This window comes from Brevundimonas sp., from assembly GCF_044336875.1.
GTDB lineage: Bacteria > Pseudomonadota > Alphaproteobacteria > Caulobacterales > Caulobacteraceae > Brevundimonas.
This window is the reverse complement of the sequence record NZ_JBIIOP010000015.1, coordinates 1-18,091: the sequence shown is the minus strand read 5'-3', so window position 1 is coordinate 18,091 and position 18,091 is coordinate 1. Positions and strand designations below refer to the sequence as shown.

The window sequence follows — 18,091 nt, the reverse complement described above, 5'->3', positions numbered from 1 at the left end:
CTGGCGCCGCAGGCGTTGACCCGGTCGGCCGCCGCCGCTGAGGGCTTGGCGTGGATCGATGGATCGATCCGCTTTGCGAGAAAGCGGCGACCGGAGATTTGCGAGGGAGAGGTTACGAGTATGCGCGTCGGTCTACCGCGATCAGCTTGGCAGGCATGTATGTCCAGCCGTCATCAGAGCCGGAGGTGCGTCGGCGCCGGACTCCGCAAGCCCGGAGGGTTGGCGTACAATCGGCTGTCCACGTCACCGACACCTGGCCCGATGATCTTCCGATCACCCCGGCCGAGCTTCTGGCGGTGGAGGCGTGGCTTGGCGAGGTGCTCGACGAGGTTCTGGGTCCGCGCCTCTGAGAGGAGCAGGACATGACCCGCAAAGCCATCACCACAGGCGTTCAGACCCGCGCCGCTCTCTATCTCCGCGTCTCTACCGGACGGCAGGCCGTCAACGATCTGTCGATCCCTGACCAGCGCCGTCAGTTGGAAGCCTACTGTGAGGCCAAGGGTTGGGAAGCGACGGCGGAGTATGTCGAGCCGGGCAACACCGCCACCGACGACCGACGCCCATCCTTCCAGTCCATGATCGAAACAGCGCTGACCAAGCCGCCTGCGTTCGACGTGATCGTGGTGCACAGCTTCTCCCGCTTCTTCCGCGATCAATTCCAGTTCGAGTTCTATGTCAGGAAGCTGGCGAAGAATGGGGTCCGTCTCGTCTCGATCACCCAGGAGCTGGGCGACGATCCCATGAGCGTGATGATGCGCCAGATCATGACGCTCTTCGACGAGTATCAATCGCGCGAGAACGCCAAGCACACCCTCCGAGCCATGAAGGAAAACGCACGCCAAGGCTTCTGGAACGGTGCCCGGCCGCCCATCGGCTACCGCATCATCGCGGCCGAGCAACGCGGAGCCAAGATCAAGAAGACGCTGGAGATTGATCCGCTCCAGGCCGAGACCGTTCGGACCATCTACCGCTGGGCGCTGACCGGCGACGGCGCGCAGGGGCCGATGGGGCTAAAGACCATCGCCACGCGGCTGAACGACCGGAACATCCGCACCCGAGACGGCGGGCGGTGGGGTATCGGCACGGTCCATCAGGTTCTAACTCGCTCAACCTACATGGGTGAGCACCGGTTCAACACGCGCGACCACAAGACCAAGACGCCAAAGCCGGAGTCCGAGCACGCTGTCATGGCCGTGCCGCCCATCGTGTCGAAGGCGGATTATGAGGCCGTTCGGGCGCGCTTGAAGTCGCGAAACCCCAAGTGGACGCCGCCGCGTGTTTCGACGGGGCCGAACCTGCTGACGGGCATCTGCTTCTGTGGCGTCTGCGGCGGCGCGATGACGCTCAGAACCGGCAGGGGAAGCGCGGGCGGCCAGTATCGCTACTACGCCTGTTCGACCAAGGCTCGCATGGGCGAGACCGGCTGCACTGGTCTGGCCGTCCCCATGCACAAGCTGGATGATGCGATCATCGACCATCTCGAAACCCGATTGCTCGATCCCGACCGCCTCGCGGCGTTAATGGAGCAGCTTCTGGATCGTCGGGAGGAGTGGGCGGACCAAAGACGCGGGCACATCGCGGAGATGCGTAAGCGCGCCACCGAGGCCGATGCCAAGCTGAACCGGCTCTATGAAGCCATCGAGAACGGTCTGCTGGCGCCAGACGACGCTTCGCTGAAGGATCGGGTCGCCGAACTTTCCGGCACCCGCGATCAGGCCAGGGCGGACGCGGAGCGGATCAGTGCGTCTGTGGATCGCTTGGCGCCGACGATTACGCCGGACGCCTTGGCGCGGTTCGCCACTGCCGCCCGGCGCAAGCTCCGGGATCGCACCAGCGGCTATCGGCGGGATCACCTGCGCGCCCTGACGCAACGAGTGGAGGTCATCAGCAAGACCGAAGCACGCATCATCGGCTCGCGTACGGAGCTGCTGCGGGCCTTGGCGTCCAGCGATGGTGGGAGTTACGCCGCCTCAGGCGGAGTTCTCAGTTTTGAACGGAAGTGGCGCACCCGGAGCGATTCGAACGCCCGACCCTCAGATTCGTAGTCTGATGCTCTATCCAGCTGAGCTACGGGTGCGGCTGCCTTGCGGCGAGGGCGGGTCTTTAGCTGTTGAAACGGGCGGGCGCAAGCGGGGGAATGCAGTTTCTGCGACGCGCAAGGTTGGCGCGGCCGTCATGACGGCCTAGGTCGGAGGGAGACGCCCTCCCTCGTCCGGAATTTCTCATGCACTTCATACGTCGCCGCCTCGCCGCCCTGCTCGTTCCCGTGGTTCTCGCGGGGTGTCAGACGGGAGGTTCGGCGACGCCGGTGGCGGCGACCGCTCGGCCGGAGACCACGGCGGCGCTTCAGGCGACCACGCCGGCGCGCGGCCCGTTCGTGGCGGCCGCCAATCCGCTGGCGGTCGAGGCCGGGATGAAGGTGCTTCGGCGTGGCGGGGCGGCGGTCGACGCCGCCGTGGCCGTGCAGGCGGTCCTGGGCCTGGTGGAGCCGCAGTCGTCGGGTCTGGGCGGCGGCGCCTTCATGATGAGCTATGACGCCGCGACGGGCGAAGTCACCGCCTATGACGGGCGCGAGACCGCGCCGGCCTCGGCCACGCCTGAACTCTTCTACGAGAACGGCAAGCCGTTGCCCTTCATCGACGCCGTCCTGTCGGGACGCTCGACCGGGGCGCCCGGGGCGGTGGCCATGCTGGCCATGGCGCAGAAGGATCACGGCAGGCTGGACTGGCGCGACCTGTTCGGCGACGCGGAGCGACTGGCGCGGGACGGCTTCGTGGTCAGCCCCAGGATGGCGAGCATGATCAATGGATCCTCGCCCCAGGCCCGCACCCGGTGGGCGACCGAATATTTCACCAAGCCGGGCGGCGGTCGCTATCAGGCGGGGGACAGGATGCGGAACCCCGCCTACGCCGCCACGCTCGGTCGACTGGCGAGCGAAGGCCCCGGCGTCATCTACGGCGGCCCCATCGGACGCGAGATCGCCGAGACGGTGGCCGAAGGGCCTCGCCCGGGCGGTCTGACCGAGGCCGACATCGCCGGCTATCGCCCGTTGCGGCGCGACGCCCTGTGCCGGCCCTATCGGATCTATGTCATCTGCGTGCCGCCGCCGCCGTCCAGCGGCGTGGGTCTGCTGCAGTTCCTGGCCATGGCCGAGCGCACGCCGGACCTGGACAAGGGGGCGGACAGTCCCGAGGCCTGGGTCGCCTTCGGCCGGCTGCAGCGGCTGATGTACGCCGACCGGGATCGCTATATCGGCGATACGGATTTCGTCGGCGTGCCGATCGCCGGCCTGCTGGATCCCGACTATGTCGCGGCGCGCGCCGCCCTGGTTCCCCAGGTCGACGGCCCGGTCGCGGCCGGGTCTCCGACGGGGTCTCCGCCGCGCGGCGAGGACCGGACCGCAGAACCCGGCGGCACCTCGCATGTGGTCATCGTCGACGCGGATGGAAATGCGATCAGCATGACGACCACGGTCGAGAGCATTTTCGGCAACGGCCGGATGGTCGAGGGCTTCTTCCTGAACAACCAGCTGACCGACTTCTCCTTCACCCCGCGCGAGGGCGACCATCCGGCGGCGAATGCGGTGGCGGCGGGCAAGCGGCCGCGTTCGACCATGACGCCGGTGTTGATCCTGGATCGCCAGGGGCGGTTGGTCGGGGCCATCGGTTCGCCGGGCGGTTCCAGCATCCTGGCCTATGTGGCCAAGGCCCTGGTCGGGATCGTGGACTGGGGCCTGCCGGTGCAGGAGGCCTTCGCCCTGCCCAATCTGGTGGTTCGCGGCGAGACGATCGGCGCCGACACGGCCCAGATCACGCCGGAGATCCGCGACGCCCTGGGTGCGGCGGGCATGGTGCTGGAGCCGAATGCGACCGAGACCTCTGGTCTGCACGGCGGGATCTGGCGCGATGGACGCTGGGATGCAGGCGCGGATCCGCGTCGCGAGGGCGTGGCGGTGTCGGAGGTCCGCTAGGCGCGGACAGGACCGCGGTCAGCGGCGCGGCTTGATCGACAGCTGGAAGGCGATCAGGCCCTCGTCCACGTCGGTGTCCAGGCCGTTCATGCCGCGCAGCCCCTTGCCGGCGTCAATCTCGCGATAGACCAGACCGACCGAGGTCTGGACGTCGCCCCGGCGATAGGCGACGCCGACCGAGGCGTCGCCCAGGAAACTGCCCCGATCCTGGGTATAGCCGGAACGGGCGTAGTCGCCGTCGCGGGTGCGGGCGAAATTATAGCCGACGGCGCGCCCCGAACCGGCGGCGTACAGGTACCAGCGGGCGCGTTCGCCGAACCTCTGGCTTCCATCTGGCGCCAGACGCTCGAGGTTCTCGCCGATCTTCAGGGTGGCGCCCGCCTCGGCCGACCCGCCCTCGCTGCCGACGCCGAAACCGGCGTGGGGCGTCAGGCTGACTTCCAGGCCCGAGGCCGTGCGGCCCACGGCGCCGCGGAAGCCGCGCACGAAACGCAGGTCGTAGGCGTCGGGCTCCAGCTCGGCCCGGTCGACCGGCGTGACCGGCAGGGGCGAGCCGTCGGCGCGACGCAGCCGTCCGGCGGTTTCCAGGGTCAACCGGTCGGAAAAGGCGTTGCGGTCGACCCAGACGTCGGCGCGGGTGCTGGCGGCCAGCCCCGTTCCGTCGGCAGGCCGGAAGGCGGTTGGAATTTCGATCTCGGGGCCGAAACGGGCGTCGGGCGCGACGCGGAAACCGGGCTGATCGGTCAGTCGGGCGGTGACTGTCTGGGGCGTGTCAGGCGCGGCGTCGAAGGCGTCGGGGACCAGGGTCTGGGCGTGAACTTCGGCGACCGCGCCGGCCATCGCCAGCACGCCCCCCAGTCCCACGATACAGGCCCTCACGCGCATTCGGTCTCCCCACCGTTTGCAGACGCCCACCCTGCACCAGGCGGAACGGGAGTCCAACAGACATTTTCACGACACTCTTCAGCCGCTTTTCAACGTCGTCTTGAAGCGAGGGTTCCGCAAACGAAAAGGGCCCCGCTTTCGCGAGGCCCTTCAGCGTCTTGGCTAGGCCTGCCTTACTGGCAGGCGAGGCATTCGTCGTAGTCGGTCTTGGGCATGGAGAAGAGGTCGGGCTGGTTCGGGTCGACCACCGCCTCGGCCTTGTCCTCGGCGCCGGCGAAGGCGGCGCGCTGCACCGACTTGGAGCGCAGATAATAGAGCGACTTCACGCCGCGTTCCCAGGCGGACCAGTGCAGCATGTGCAGGTCCCATTTGTTGACGTCGCCGGGGATGAACAGGTTCAGCGACTGGGCCTGGCAGATTTCCGGCGCGCGGTCGGCGGCCAGTTCGACCACCCAGCGCTGGTCCAGTTCGAAGGCGGTCTTGAACACCCCCTTCTCGTCCTCGTTCAGATCGTCGATGTGCTGGACCGAACCCTCGTGTTCCAGGATCGAGTTCCAGACGCTCTCGGTGTTGATGCCCTTCTCGTCGAGCAGGCGCTCCAGATAGGGGTTCTTGACCGCGAACGAGCCCGACAGGGTCTTGTGGGTGTAGATATTGGCCGGGATCGGCTCGATGCCGGCGCTCGTGCCGCCGCAGATGATCGAGATCGAGGCGGTCGGGGCGATGGCCAGCTTGTGGCTGAACCGCTCCATCACGCCGCGCTCCTCGGCGTCCAGGCAGGGGCCCTTCTCCTCGGCCAGGGTGCGGCTGGCCTTGTCGGCCTCGCGACGCAGATGCTTGAACAGACGCATGTTCCACGACTTGGCCATGGCGCTTTCGAAGGCGACGCCCTGGCCCTGCAGGAAGGAGTGGAAACCCATCAGGCCCAGGCCGACCGAACGCTCGCGCTTGGCCGAATAGACGGCGGCGGCCATGGCCGGCGGGGCGCGGCGGATGAAGTCTTCCAGCACATTGTCCAGGAAGCGCATCAGGTCCTCGACGAAACGGGGCTCCTCGCGCCACTCCAGGAAGGTCTCGGCGTTGACCGACGACAGGCAGCAGACGGCGGTCCGGTCCACGCCCAGGTGGTCGCGGCCGGTGTGCAGCATGATCTCGGCGCACAGGTTCGACTGTTTGACCTTCAGGCCCAGGTCGCGCTGGTGCGGCGCCATCTGGCGGTTCACCGTGTCGGAGAAGATCATGTAGGGCTCGCCGGTCTGCATCCGGATGTCGAGCAGCTTGGTCCACAGCGAACGGGCGTCGACGGTCTTCATGACCTCGCCGTTCTTGGGCGACTTCAGGTCGAAGGTGGCGCCGGCCTTCACCGCCTCCATGAACTCGTCGGTGATGTTGATGCCGTGGTGCAGGTTCAGGGACTTGCGATTGAAGTCGCCCGAGGGTTTGCGGATCTCGAGGAACTCCTCGATCTCGGGGTGGTGGATGTCCAGATAGACGGCGGCCGAGCCGCGACGCAGCGAGCCCTGGCTGATCGCCAGGGTCAGGCTGTCCATCACGCGGATGAAGGGGATGATGCCCGAGGTCTTGCCCGCGCCCTTGACCTTCTCGCCGATCGACCGGACGCCGCCCCAGTAGGTGCCGATGCCGCCGCCGTTCGAGGCCAGGGAGACATTCTCGTTCCAGACGTTCTGGATGCCGTCCAGGCTGTCGCCCACCGCGTTCAGGAAGCAGGAGATCGGCAGGCCGCGGTCGGCGCCGCCGTTCGACAGGACGGGGGTGGCGGGCATGAACCACAGGCGGCTCATATAGTCATACAGGCGCTGGGCGTGTTCGGCGTCGTCCGAGAAGGCGGTCGAGACGCGGGCGAACATGTCCTGATAGCTTTCGCCGGCCAGCAGATAGCGGTCTTCCAGGGTCTTCTTGCCGAAATCGGTCAGCAGGGCGTCGCGCGAACGATCCACCTGGACCGATTTCACGACAGTCAGATGCGGCTTCTCGGGGGTCACGTTCGCCGCAACCTCTTGGAATTCCGCCGTCTTCAAAGCCTCGCCGCCAGCCATGGTCATCTGCGTCCTGAACAAAAAACTGCCTAGAGCCACCTGCGCCGACACCACATCATCTTGTGGCTCCAGCGCTCTCTGAGCCCACATATAGGGCGCACATGCCTAATAACCCGTCAACGGGTTGACGCCTCGCTTTGTGGGCGAATCGGTCGGACAAGTCGTCCACGCCTGGGGAAAAGCCCGCGAACAAGCCAGCAAGGCCGAATTGTGTCCTCGCACCTGCGAGATCACGAACGCGTGATCGGAACGGAGAGGCAGCTTGGCCGTTTGGACGATCCATGACCCGGGCCGATCTCCGTTCCTTTTTGATACGCCTGCTGACGGTCGCGCGCACCGAGATCGCGGCCCTGAGCGCCCTGCTGATCGCCGCCGTCGGGGTGATGAGCTTCATCGAGATCGCCGACGACATGACCGAGGCGGACGGGCAGGCCCTGGATCACCAGATCCTGGCGTTGATGCGCCCCTATGCCGACGACCCTGGTCGCCCCTGGGGTCCGTGGTGGCTGAAGGAGGCGGCGGCCGACATCACCTCCCTGGGCGGCATATCGGTGCTGGGCCTGTTCGCCCTGATCGTCATCCTGTTCCTGCTGAGTCAGAGGAAGTGGCTGTCGTCCCTGCTGCTGGCCCTGGGTCTGGCCGGCGGGGTGGCGCTGAGCGAGGGACTGAAGGCCGTGTTCGAGCGCGAGCGGCCGCCGGCGACCATGCAGGCGGTCGAGACGATCAACGCCAGCTTCCCTTCGGGTCACGCCCTGTTGTCGACCGTCTTCTATCTGAGCGTCGCGGTCATGCTGACCCGCGCCTTTCCCCGCAAGCGGTTCAAGGCCTTTGTGCTGGCGGTCGGCATGACCATGGCCCTGCTGGTCGGGCTGACGCGCATCTATCTGGGGGCTCACTGGGCCTCGGACGTCTTCGCCGGCTGGGCCGTAGGGGCGGCCTGGGCCATGGTTCTGTGGCTGATCGCCTATGGCGTCGCGCGATTGCAAAGCCGCCGTCGCGCGCCGCTGCAGGATGCGCCTTCGCCGACCGATTAGGTTTCGTCCGCGCGCGAACCCGCTACTGTCCCGCCCATGACCGAACCGCTCCTGTCCATCGACCGTGTCAGCGTGGCGCGCGGCGACCGCCCCATGCTGGATGATGTCAGCCTGCTGATCCCCGAGGGTCGCCACACCGCCATCCTGGGCCGCAACGGCTCGGGCAAGTCGACCCTGGTCAAGCTGATCACCCGCCAGCTCTATCCGACCGTGGGCGCAAGCGGCGATCTGGGCCAGGTCCGCATCTTCGGGCGCTCTCACTGGGACGTGTTCGAGCTGCGCGGCCTGCTGGGCGTGGTCTCGCCCGCCGTCCAGTCGGACTTCGCCGCCGAGGAAGGGCTGGAGGTGTTCGACGCCGTGGTGTCCGGCTTCTTCGCCGCGCGGGGCGTCTGGAACCACCGGGTCACCGAACCAATGCGCGCCGCCAGCCGCGAGGCCCTGGAACGGATGGGCGTGGCCCATCTGATCGGACGGCGGATGGCCACACTGTCGACCGGCGAAGCCAGGCGCGTCCTGATCGCCCGCGCCCTGGTCCACCGCCCCCGCGCCCTGCTGCTGGACGAACCCTGCGGCGGGCTGGATCCGGCGACGCGACGCCTGTTCCTGGAGGCCCTGCGCGAGGTGGCGCGGTCGGGCGTGACCCTGGTTCTGGTCACCCACCATATCGAGGAGATCCTGCCCGAGATCGACCATCTGGTGATGTTGCAGGGCGGGCGGGTGCTGAACGAGGGGGCCAAGGCCGACCTGCTGACCGGCCCGGTCCTGACCGACCTGTTCGGCCTGCCGACCACGGTCGAGCGGCGCGGCGACTGGTCCTGGGCGCATCTGGATTAATTTTCGTCATCCTCCGGCGACCCTCGCGAAAGCGAGGGGAGACCGGGGGACCCAGCGGCGCGCGAGAGCGCGAACCTGTCACGGACACCGATTTCAAACACCTTTGCGCCTGACACATCGCCTTCGGCGCCGCTGGGTCCCCCGGTCTGCGCCGCCAAGCGGCGGCTTGCCGGAGGATGACGAAAGGAAGAGGTTGAACGTCTCATGTTGCGCCCCCTACTCCTGATCCTGACCTTGCTCGCCGCCCCCGCCGGGGCGAACGCCGCCCAGCGGACCTATGCGGTCGAGGGCGACTGCGGCGGACGGCCGATGACCACGGTGCGGATGGCGCCCGGCGCCTGTCTGGGGTTGGTGTGGCAGGGGACGGGAACCGAGGGGCCCAGGATGCCGCGCGGCCTGCTGCCCCTGGGTAACGGCGACTGGCTGGTGACCGATCTGGGCGGCTGGGATCCGGGACGGGGCTCGGTCTGGCGGCTGTCGTTCGGGCCCGACGGCGCGCCGCGCTGGCGCACGCTGGCCCAGGGTCTGTCCATGCCCCACACCGTAGCGCGGGGGCCGGACGGGCGGATCTATGTGTCCGAGATGAACCGGATCCTGACCCTGGATCCCGAGGCGGCCGATCCGGCGGCGACGGTGCGGACCGTGATCGGCGACCTGCCGGACAACCGGCTGCACGACAACCGCCACCCCCTGTCCAGCTTCGTCTTCGACGGCGACGGCGCCCTGCTGGTCAATGTCGGAGCGCCCAGCGACCGCTGCGTCGACGCGCGCGGTCGGGCGCGGACCGATGGGAGCAGCGGCTGCGCCGACTCCGCCGACACGGCCCAGGTGCGCCGCCACGCCTATCTGGACGACGGCCGCTGGGCCGAGGAGAGCACGGTCTTCGCCTCGGGCCTGAGGAACTCCATCGCCCTGGTCCGGCACCGGTCGGGGACCCTCCTGCAGGGCGAGAATTCGGTCGATCTGACCACGCCCGACCATCCCTATGACGAGATCAACGTCCTGCGCCGGGGCGGCCACTACGGCTGGCCCTATTGCGTCGACCTGACCACGCCCCTGCCGGGCTGGAGCGCGGCCCAGGCGCGCTGCGGCGAACGCGAACGGCCCGTCGCCCTGCTGCCGCCGCACGCGGCGCCCCTGGACCTGATCTATTACGAGGGGGCGATGTTCCCCGAACTGCGCGGCCGGCTGCTGATGAGCTGGCACGGCTATCGTCGCGCGGGCGGCCGGATCGTCGCCGCCGAGACGGACGCCCAGGGCCGCCCCCTGACCGATACCGGCGGCCGCTACGCCATCTATCCGCGCGGGTCGCTGACCTATCCGGCCGGCGCGCCCAGCGTGCGGGGCAAGGTTCTGACGCCGGGCTGGGATGCGGTCGCCGGGCGTCAGCCGCGCGGATCGCCGGTGGTCATGGCGGTCGCCGACGACGGCTCGATCTGGGTGACGGACGACCGGAGCCGGGCGATCCTCAGGATCGCCCGGCAATAACCGAATTGCGAAAATTAAGCGGCCACATCAGGTGAGCCAAACAGCTCAGTAACCCGGCGATCTATCAAAAATGGTTCGAAGAACGGCTCTTTGGAGTGTTCCGGCGCCTTCGCTTTAGCATCAACGTAGAAATACAAGTGAGCGCGTCCGCTTGAATTTTGCTGCGCCTTAGCGAGGTATTCCTCGTGCCGGAAGATCCAAATCCGATCCGTAGATAGATCACACAGGGCCACCAGTTGAGCCGGGCTATTATGCCTTAGCCACCAATCCAATGTCAGCTTGCCCCTACCGCCCGCCTTCTTCGGCGCAAGGACGGTCTTGACCTGTATGGTGACCGCGTCGCGTAATTGCGGTGAATAAGCGACCACATCAATTCCGTCGTCCGTCGTCATAGCGGACGAGTCGATACCGGATTTGAGCAGGCAATATTGGAGCAGCAGGACGCCCGCTGCTCCAATCTGTGCAGTCTTCACTGCGCTTATCGGGCCTTGCGCTTGGCCAGGACGCGCAGACGCAGCGCGTTCAGCTTGATGAAGCCGGCGGCGTCCTTGTGGTCATAGGCCTGGACGCCTTCCTCGAAGGTCACCAGATCCTGGTCGTACAGGCTGTTGGGGCTCTCGCGGCCGATGACCGAGACATTGCCCTTGTACAGCTTGACCTTGACCGTGCCGGACACCTTTTCCTGGCTCAGGTCGATGGCGGCCTGCAGCATCTCGCGCTCGGGCGAGAACCAGAAGCCGTTGTAGATCAGCTCGGCGTATTTCGGCATCAGCTGGTCCTTCAGATGCATGGAGCCGCCGTCCAGGGTGATGCTCTCGATGCCGCGGTGGGCCGCGATCAGGATCGTGCCGCCGGGGGTCTCGTAGACGCCGCGCGACTTCATGCCGACGAAGCGGTTCTCGACCAGGTCCAGACGGCCGATCCCGTTGTCGTGGCCGTACTGGTTCAGGGCGGTCAGGATGGTGGCGGGGCTCATGGCCTCGCCGTTGATCGAGACGGGGTCGCCCTTCTCGAAGCCGATCTCGATGACGGTGGCCACGTCCGGCGCGTCTTCCGGCGAGATGGTGCGCTGGTGGACGAATTCGGGGGCTTCGACCGCCGGGTCTTCCAGAACCTTGCCCTCGGACGAGGAGTGCAGAAGGTTGGCGTCGACCGAGAAGGGGGCCTCGCCGCGCTTGTCCTTGGCGATGGGGATCTGGTTCTTCTCGGCGAAGTCCAGCAGGGCCTCGCGGCTGCGGAACTCCCATTCGCGCCACGGGGCGATGACGCGGATGTCCGGCTCCAGGGCGTAGTAGCCCAGTTCGAAGCGGACCTGGTCGTTGCCCTTGCCGGTGGCGCCGTGACAGACGGCGTCGGCGCCGACCTGGCGGGCGATCTCGATCTGGCGCTTGGAGATCAGCGGACGGGCGATCGAGGTGCCCAGCAGATAGTCGCCCTCATACTGGGCGTTGGCGCGGAACATCGGGAAGACGAAGTCGCGGACGAACTCCTCGCGCAGGTCGTCGATGAAGATGTTCTCGGGCTTGATGCCCAGTTTCAGCGCCTTCTCGCGCGCCGGGCCCAGCTCTTCGCCCTGGCCCAGGTCGGCGGTGAAGGTGATGACCTCGGCGTTATATTCGGTCTGCAGCCATTTCAGGATGATCGAGGTGTCCAGGCCGCCGGAATAGGCGAGGACGACCTTCTTGACGGGCTTGTCGGCGAGGGCGGACATGGCGGCTCTTTCAGCGAACATCGGGGGAGTTTGACGCGCGCATAAGACCGGGGGTCCGGCGATGCAACCTTTTCCGGGGCGGGCGGCGGCGAAGATGAAGCTTTGTTCATGTTCAAAGCGTCGCGTTGCCAGACCATCGACCGTCGTTATGGTCGTCGCCCATCTGTCATCGAGGATGTTTCCCATGCGCCGCACCGGTTCACTCGTCGCCGCAGCCGCTCTTCTTGCGGTCTCCACCCCCGTCTGGGCTTCGGCGCCCGCCGCGCCGGTTCAGGCGTCCGCGCCCGCCGTCCAGGCCGCGCCGGTGTCCGAACTGGTCGCCGAAGTCGACATTCCCTACACCCGCTTCGTTCTGGACAACGGCCTGACCGTCCTGGTTCACGAGGACCACAAGGCCCCGGTCGTGGCGGTGTCCGTCTGGTACAATGTCGGCTCCAAGGACGAGCCGGCGGGCAAGACCGGCTTCGCCCACCTGTTCGAACACCTGATGTTCGGCGGGTCGGAGAATGCGCCCGGCAGCTATTTCACCCCGATGCGCAACATGGGCGCGACGGACATGAACGGCACCACCTGGTTCGACCGCACCAACTATTTCGAGACCGTCCCGACCCCGGCGCTGGAACAGGCCCTGTTCATGGAAAGCGACCGCATGGGCTATATGCTCGGCGCCATCAGCCAGGAGACGCTGGATCTGCAGCGTGGCGTCGTCCAGAACGAGAAGCGGCAGGGCGACAACCAGCCCTATGGCCTGAACGAGTACAAGCAGCTGGAGGCCCTGTTCCCGGAAGGCCACCCCTATCGCCACTCGACCATCGGTTCGATGGCCGACCTGGACGCCGCCTCGATGCAGACGGTGCGCGACTGGTTTACCTCCAACTACGGCCCCAACAACTCGGTGCTGGTGCTGGCCGGCGACATCACGCCCGCCAAGGCCCGCGAACTGACCGAGAAATACTTCGGCCCGATCAAGCGCGGCCCGGTCAACAACCCGGCCCAGGCCCCGGTGCCGACCCTCGCCGCCCCGGTCAACGAGACGACCCACGACCGCGTCTCCAACGCCCGCGTCCAGATCAGCTGGGCCGTGCCCGGCATGCTGGACGCGGACTCGGTGCCGCTGAGCGTCGGCGCCTCGGTGCTGGGCGGTCTGGCCAGCTCGCGCCTGGACAATGAACTGGTGCGCGGCGAACAGAGCGCCGTCTCGGTCAGCGCCGGCAATGGCGCCTACCACCGCGTCGGCATGTTCGAGATCACCCTGGATGTGAAGCCAGGCCAGGATCCGGCCGCCGTCGAGGCTCGCGCCCGCGAGATCCTGAACGGCCTGATCGCCGACGGCCCGACGGCCGAAGAGGTCGAGCGGGTGAAGACCCAGTATGTCTCGCGCACCGTCCAGGGCCTGGAACAGGTCGGCGGCTTCGGCGGCAAGGCCGTGGCCCTGGCCGAAGGACAGCTCTACGCCGGCGATCCGGAACACTACAAGAAGGAGCTCCAGGCCTATGCGGCGGTGACCCCCGCCCAGGTTCAGGCGGCCCTGCAGAAGTGGCTGACCCGTCCGGCCTATACGCTGACGACCCTGCCGGGCGACCGTGAAGCCTATGCCGAGGCCGCCGAGGCCCCGTCGGGCGCCAACCATACGCCGGCCCCCGAGATCGTGCGCGTGCCCCGCATGGCCAAGCCCGAGATCGGTCAGGTCGCCAATGTCGACTTCCCGTCGGTCGAACGCGCCCGCCTGTCGAACGGCGTGGAGGTCATCTACGCCCGGCGCGACGCCGTGCCGGCGACCAAGATCGCCATCGACTTCGACGCCGGTCTGGCGGCGGACGACACGGCGAAACTGGGCCTGCAGAGCCTGATGCTGGACCTGATGGACGAAGGCACCACCAGCCTGAACGCCACCCAGTTGGCCGAGGCCCAGGAAGCCCTGGGCGCGACCATCTCGACCGGCGCGACCATGGACCGTTCGGTCGTGTCGCTGTTCGCCGTGACGCCGAACCTGCAGCCCTCGGTCGCCCTGCTGGCCGATGTGGTCAAGAACCCGGCCTTCGCCGGTTCGGAGCTGGAGCGTCTGCGGGCCACCCGCCTGTCGCGCATCGCCGCCGAACGGACCCAGCCGGCCGCCCTGGCCAACCGCGCCTTGCCGGAGCTGATCTATGGTTCGGCCAGCCCCTATGGCCGTCCCTTCAGCGGCAATGGCGACGAAACCAGCGTCAAGGCCATCACCGAGGCCGACGTTCGCGCCGACTACGCCGAATGGATCCGTCCGGACAACGCCAAGATCTTCGTGGTCTCGGACAAGCCGTTGAGCGAGATCGTCCCGGTCCTGGAAGCCGGCTTCGGAACCTGGACCGCCCCGAGCGCGGCCAAGGGCGCCAAGGACTTCTCGGCCCCGATCCCGGCGGCGACGCCCAGGATCGTCCTGATCGACCGGCCGCAGTCGCCCCAGTCCTACATCCTGGGCGGCGAGGTCCTGGCGGCCTCGGGCACCGACGACCTGCTGGTGCTGAACGCGGCCAATAATGTGCTCGGCAACGACTTCCTGTCGCGCATCAACTCGGACCTGCGCGAGACCAAGGGCTGGTCCTATGGCGTCAACGCCTCGGCGGCCGGCTTCCGCAACCGCGTGCCCTATCTGGTCACCGCTCCGGTCCAGGCCGACCAGACCGGCCCGTCGATCGCCGCCCTGAACGCCCAGTTCAACGACTTCCTGAAGGGCGGCAAGGGCGTGACCCCGGCCGAGCTGGAACGGACCGTCAACGGCAACACCCGCCGTCTGGCCGGCAGCTACGAGACCTCGGCCGCCGTCCTGGGCGCCCTGCGCTCGAACGACCTGCTCGGTCGTCCGGACGACTATCCGGAGACCGTCGCGGCGCGCACCAACGCCCTGACGGCGGCGCAGATGGACGAAGCGGCCAAGGCCGCCATCGACCCGTCGCGCTTCGTCTGGGTCGTCGTCGGCGACGCCTCGGTGGTCAAGCCGCAGCTGGACGCTCTGGGCATCCCGGTCGAGGTCCGCTCGGCGGCGCCGGCCGCCCAGTAAGGCGGACGACAGCCTGAAACGACAAAGGCCCGGAGAGCGATCTCCGGGCCTTTTCTCATTGTAAGTTTCGCCAGGCCTTCGATCAGTCGATCGTCGCCCCGGTGGTGCGCATGATCTCGGCGCGCAGTTCGGGCAGGCCCAGGCCCTTTTCCGACGAGGTCAGGGCCACGACCGGGAAGGCGGCCGGGCGTTTGGAGATGGCCTTCAGCGTGGCCTCCTGCACGGCCTCGCCCTCGCCCTTCTTCAGCTTGTCGGCCTTGGTCAGGACGATCTGATACGAGACGGCGGCCAGATCGAGCGCGTCCAGCGCCTCCTTGTCCACCGATTTCAGGCCGTGGCGGCTGTCGATCAGCAGATAGACCCGTTTCAGCGTCACCCGGCCGCGCAGATAGTCGCGGCCCAGGTCCTGGAACTTCCTGACCGTGGTCTTGGACGCCTTGGCCCAGCCGTAGCCGGGCAGGTCGACCAGACGCATCCGGCCGTCCAGATCGAAGAAGTTGACCTCGCGCGTCCGTCCCGGCTCGTTCGAGGCGCGGGCCAGTTTGTGCATCCCCACCAGGCCGTTGATCAGGCTGGACTTGCCGACGTTGGAGCGGCCGGCGAAGGCGATCTCGGGCAGGTCGGGCTCGGGCAGTTGCTCGATCTTGGCCGCGCCCATGATGAAGGTCGCCGGCCGCGCGAACAGGATGCGCGCGGCCTCAATGTCTTCGGGGGTGAACTCGGTTTCGTCGATCACGCCGGTGATTTCTTGAAACGGGCGATGAAGGCGTCGATCGGGTTCTCGGCCTTGTAGCGGTGCATGATGACGTACTGCTGCAGGATGGTCAGGATGTTCGACCAGGCCCAGTAGACCAGCAGGCCCGCCGCGAAGGGCGCCATGATGAAGGTGAAGACCAGCGGCATGAACTGGAAGATCTGGCGCTGGACCGGATCGGCCGCCGGCGGGTTCATCGCCGTCTGCAGCCACATGGTCAGGCCGTAGGCGATGGCCAGCAGGCCGATGTGCAGCGGGCCGCCCAGCAGGCCGCCGACCAGGACCAGCGACGACGGATCCCACGGGATCAGGCCGAACAGGGTCCAGATCGAGGACGGGTCACGTGCCGACAGGTCGCTGATGAAGCCCAGGAAGGGCTGGTGGCGCATTTCGATGGTGACGGTCAGCACCTTGTACAGGGCGTAGAAGACCGGGATCTGCAGCACCAGCGGAAGGCAACCCGCGACCGGATTGATCTTTTCCTTCTGGTACAGGGCCATGGTCTCCTGCTGCTGCTTCTGCGGGTCGTCTTTGAACTTCTTCTTGATCTCCTCCATCTTGGGCTGGAGGTTCCGCATCTTGGACATGCTGGCGTAGGCGTTGTTGGCCAGCGGGAACATGATCAGCTTGACGATGACGGTCAGGGCCAGAATGGCGACGCCGAAGCTGCCGACCAGGCCATAGACGTTCTCCAGCACCCAGAAGATCGGGCGGGTCAGGAACCAGAACATGCCCCAGTCGATCGCATAGACGAAGCGCGGCAGCTGCAGGCTTTCCTCATAGGACTTCAGCACCTCGGCGCGCTTGACCCCGGCGAACAGACGCTGGGTCTCGGTCGCGGTCGCGCCCGGCTGGATCGTGCGGGTCGCGCCCAGGATATTGGCTTCCAGCTGCTGGCCGCCGTTGACGTCGCGGACGCGGAATTCGGTCTCGATCGCCTCGTTCTGCTGGGGCAGCAGGGCCGCTAGCCAGTATTTGTCGGTGATGCCCAGCCAGCCGCCGGTCGAGGCGTTCTCGATGCGGGGCTCCTTCAGCCAGTCCTTGTACTTCTTCTGCTCGGTCCGGTACTCGCCCGGCTTGCCGAAGGTGCCGATCGCGCCCTCGTGGACGATGTGCGACGAACCGGCCGCCGGCGGCACACCCTGGCGCTGGACGCTGCCGTAGGGGGCGATGGTGATGGCTTGCGTGCCCAGGTTCTGGACCGTGTCCTTGACCGAGAAGACGTAGCGGTCATCGACCGAGACGACGCGGGTGAAGCGCAGGCCCTGGCCGTTGTCCCAGGTCAGGGTGACGGGCGTGGTCGGGGTCAGGGTCGAACCGGCGGTCAGGCGCCAGACGGTGTTGGGCCCCGGGACGCCGCCGGCCACATTCGGGCCGGTCCAGCCGAACTGGGCGAAATAGGCGTTCTGCATTCCTTGCGGGCGGAACAGTTCGACCGGCTCGGGTTTGTCCTGGGTTTCCTTGTAGTCGGTCAGGAACAGGTCGTCGATGCGGCCGCCCTGCAGCGACAGCGAACCCTTCAGGACGCCCGACTGGATCGGCACGCGCGCGGCGGTGCTGAGCGCCTGGCCGCGATCGGTGACGAAGGTGGAGCCCGCCGGGCTGAGCGCGGTCTGGGCCGCGTTCTTTTGCGTCTGCGACTGTTCGGCCTGGGCCTGCTGCTGGACGGCGCGGCGCTCGGCCTGCGGGCGCAGCACGGTGAACCAGTAGACCCCCAGGATCAGGGCCGAGCACACGATGAAGATGATCGTGTTGCGCGAATTCTCGTTTTTCATGGATTCTGGCGGTCCTGGCCGGATGGGGCGCGGGCGTGCGAAGGCCGGTCGGCCTTGGGTGTCGCCAGCCTTGTAAGCGTCGATTTCACGTCGTCAAGCAGACGGTCCCACGCACGCTCGGTCGTGCCCATGCGGGCGATGAAGACATAGTCGCTGCCGGGCACGCCGTGATCGGGCAGCATGGCCCGTGCAGCCTCGCGCAGACGGCGTTTGGCGCGGTTGCGGACGACCGCCCCTCCGACCTTGCGGGTGGCGGTGAAACCCAGGCCGATGTGCGGCGAACCGTCGCCGCGTTCCAGCCTCTGGATCACCACGCCGCCGCGGGCCTCTGAAACGCCTTTGGCGGCCGCCAGAAACTGGGGCCGCCGCAACAGACGTTTGATCTGTAAAGGGTCGCTCATGCGTCCTGTGGTCCGGACGCGGAGCCGCTTACGCCGTCAGGCGCTTGCGGCCCTTGGCGCGACGGCGCGCAACAATCTTCTGGCCGTTCTTGGTGGCCATCCGGCTGCGGAAGCCGTGACGGCGCTTGCGCACGAGTCGCGACGGCTG

The 18,091-nt window shown here is 67.3% G+C and carries 14 protein-coding genes and 1 tRNA gene; 6 read left to right on the top strand and 9 right to left on the bottom strand.

Features of this window, described 5'->3' with window-relative positions; genetic code table 11:
- The first annotated feature begins 362 nt into the window (after nucleotides 1-362).
- Nucleotides 363-2,045: a recombinase family protein gene (locus tag ACIQ1T_RS14870; RefSeq protein WP_395945386.1), complete on the top strand. Its 1,683-nt coding sequence runs from the start codon at nucleotides 363-365 to the stop codon at nucleotides 2,043-2,045.
- On the opposite strand, the gene ACIQ1T_RS14865 is transcribed toward ACIQ1T_RS14870, so the two are convergent.
- Nucleotides 2,001-2,077 (bottom strand) — tRNA-Arg (locus ACIQ1T_RS14865). The genes ACIQ1T_RS14870 and ACIQ1T_RS14865 overlap by 45 nt on opposite strands.
- Before the next feature lie 147 nt (nucleotides 2,078-2,224).
- Here ACIQ1T_RS14865 and ACIQ1T_RS14860 point away from each other — a divergent pair.
- Complete coding sequence (locus tag ACIQ1T_RS14860; protein WP_395945324.1) at nucleotides 2,225-3,970, top strand: gamma-glutamyltransferase family protein; 1,746 nt, start codon at nucleotides 2,225-2,227, stop codon at nucleotides 3,968-3,970.
- Between the two features lie 18 nt (nucleotides 3,971-3,988).
- On the opposite strand, the gene ACIQ1T_RS14855 is transcribed toward ACIQ1T_RS14860, so the two are convergent.
- Complete coding sequence (locus tag ACIQ1T_RS14855; RefSeq protein WP_395945323.1) at nucleotides 3,989-4,855, bottom strand: lipid A-modifier LpxR family protein; 867 nt, start codon at nucleotides 4,853-4,855, stop codon at nucleotides 3,989-3,991.
- A 173-nt stretch (nucleotides 4,856-5,028) separates the two neighbouring features.
- Complete coding sequence (locus tag ACIQ1T_RS14850; protein ID WP_395945322.1) at nucleotides 5,029-6,918, bottom strand: ribonucleoside-diphosphate reductase subunit alpha; 1,890 nt, start codon at nucleotides 6,916-6,918, stop codon at nucleotides 5,029-5,031.
- A gap of 275 nt (nucleotides 6,919-7,193) precedes the next feature.
- Here ACIQ1T_RS14850 and ACIQ1T_RS14845 point away from each other — a divergent pair, with 275 nt between their 5' ends.
- From ACIQ1T_RS14845 to ACIQ1T_RS14835, 3 genes are all read left to right on the top strand, one after another.
- Complete coding sequence (locus ACIQ1T_RS14845) at nucleotides 7,194-7,946, top strand: phosphatase PAP2 family protein (protein WP_395945321.1); 753 nt, start codon at nucleotides 7,194-7,196, stop codon at nucleotides 7,944-7,946.
- Between the two features lie 36 nt (nucleotides 7,947-7,982).
- Nucleotides 7,983-8,780 carry an ABC transporter ATP-binding protein gene (locus tag ACIQ1T_RS14840; protein WP_395945320.1) on the top strand — a complete coding sequence of 266 codons (798 nt, stop codon included), beginning with the start codon at nucleotides 7,983-7,985 and terminating at the stop codon, nucleotides 8,778-8,780.
- A 204-nt stretch (nucleotides 8,781-8,984) separates the two neighbouring features.
- A complete protein-coding gene (locus tag ACIQ1T_RS14835; RefSeq protein ID WP_395945319.1) occupies nucleotides 8,985-10,268 on the top strand; it encodes a PQQ-dependent sugar dehydrogenase in 1,284 nt (427 codons plus the stop codon).
- Between the two features lie 14 nt (nucleotides 10,269-10,282).
- On the opposite strand, the gene ACIQ1T_RS14830 is transcribed toward ACIQ1T_RS14835, so the two are convergent.
- A complete protein-coding gene (locus tag ACIQ1T_RS14830; protein ID WP_395945318.1) occupies nucleotides 10,283-10,741 on the bottom strand; it encodes a hypothetical protein in 459 nt (152 codons plus the stop codon).
- 5 nt (nucleotides 10,742-10,746) lie between these two features.
- Nucleotides 10,747-11,979, bottom strand: coding sequence for an argininosuccinate synthase (locus ACIQ1T_RS14825; protein ID WP_395945317.1), 1,233 nt, complete (start codon nucleotides 11,977-11,979; stop codon nucleotides 10,747-10,749).
- A gap of 184 nt (nucleotides 11,980-12,163) precedes the next feature.
- On the opposite strand from ACIQ1T_RS14825, the gene ACIQ1T_RS14820 reads away from it, so the two are divergent.
- Entirely contained in the window at nucleotides 12,164-15,013 is a 2,850-nt protein-coding gene (locus ACIQ1T_RS14820; protein ID WP_395945316.1) for a M16 family metallopeptidase, read from the top strand.
- 82 nt (nucleotides 15,014-15,095) lie between these two features.
- Here ACIQ1T_RS14820 and yihA read toward each other — a convergent pair whose 3' ends face one another.
- From yihA to rpmH, 4 genes are all read right to left on the bottom strand, one after another.
- Nucleotides 15,096-15,749, bottom strand: a complete 654-nt coding sequence (gene yihA / locus ACIQ1T_RS14815) for a ribosome biogenesis GTP-binding protein YihA/YsxC (protein ID WP_395945315.1) — start codon at nucleotides 15,747-15,749, stop codon at nucleotides 15,096-15,098.
- Nucleotides 15,746-17,542 (bottom strand): membrane protein insertase YidC, encoded by a 1,797-nt coding sequence (yidC, locus tag ACIQ1T_RS14810; protein ID WP_395945314.1) that lies wholly within the window; start codon nucleotides 17,540-17,542, stop codon nucleotides 15,746-15,748. The genes yihA and yidC overlap by 4 nt, the downstream gene beginning before the upstream one ends.
- Nucleotides 17,539-17,943, bottom strand: a complete 405-nt coding sequence (gene rnpA / locus ACIQ1T_RS14805; RefSeq protein ID WP_395945313.1) for a ribonuclease P protein component — start codon at nucleotides 17,941-17,943, stop codon at nucleotides 17,539-17,541. Before rnpA ends, yidC begins: the two co-directional genes overlap by 4 nt.
- Nucleotides 17,944-17,971: 28 nt before the next feature.
- Nucleotides 17,972-18,091 (bottom strand): 50S ribosomal protein L34 (gene rpmH / locus ACIQ1T_RS14800; RefSeq protein ID WP_395945385.1); only part of this gene is annotated, 120 nt, incomplete at its 5' end.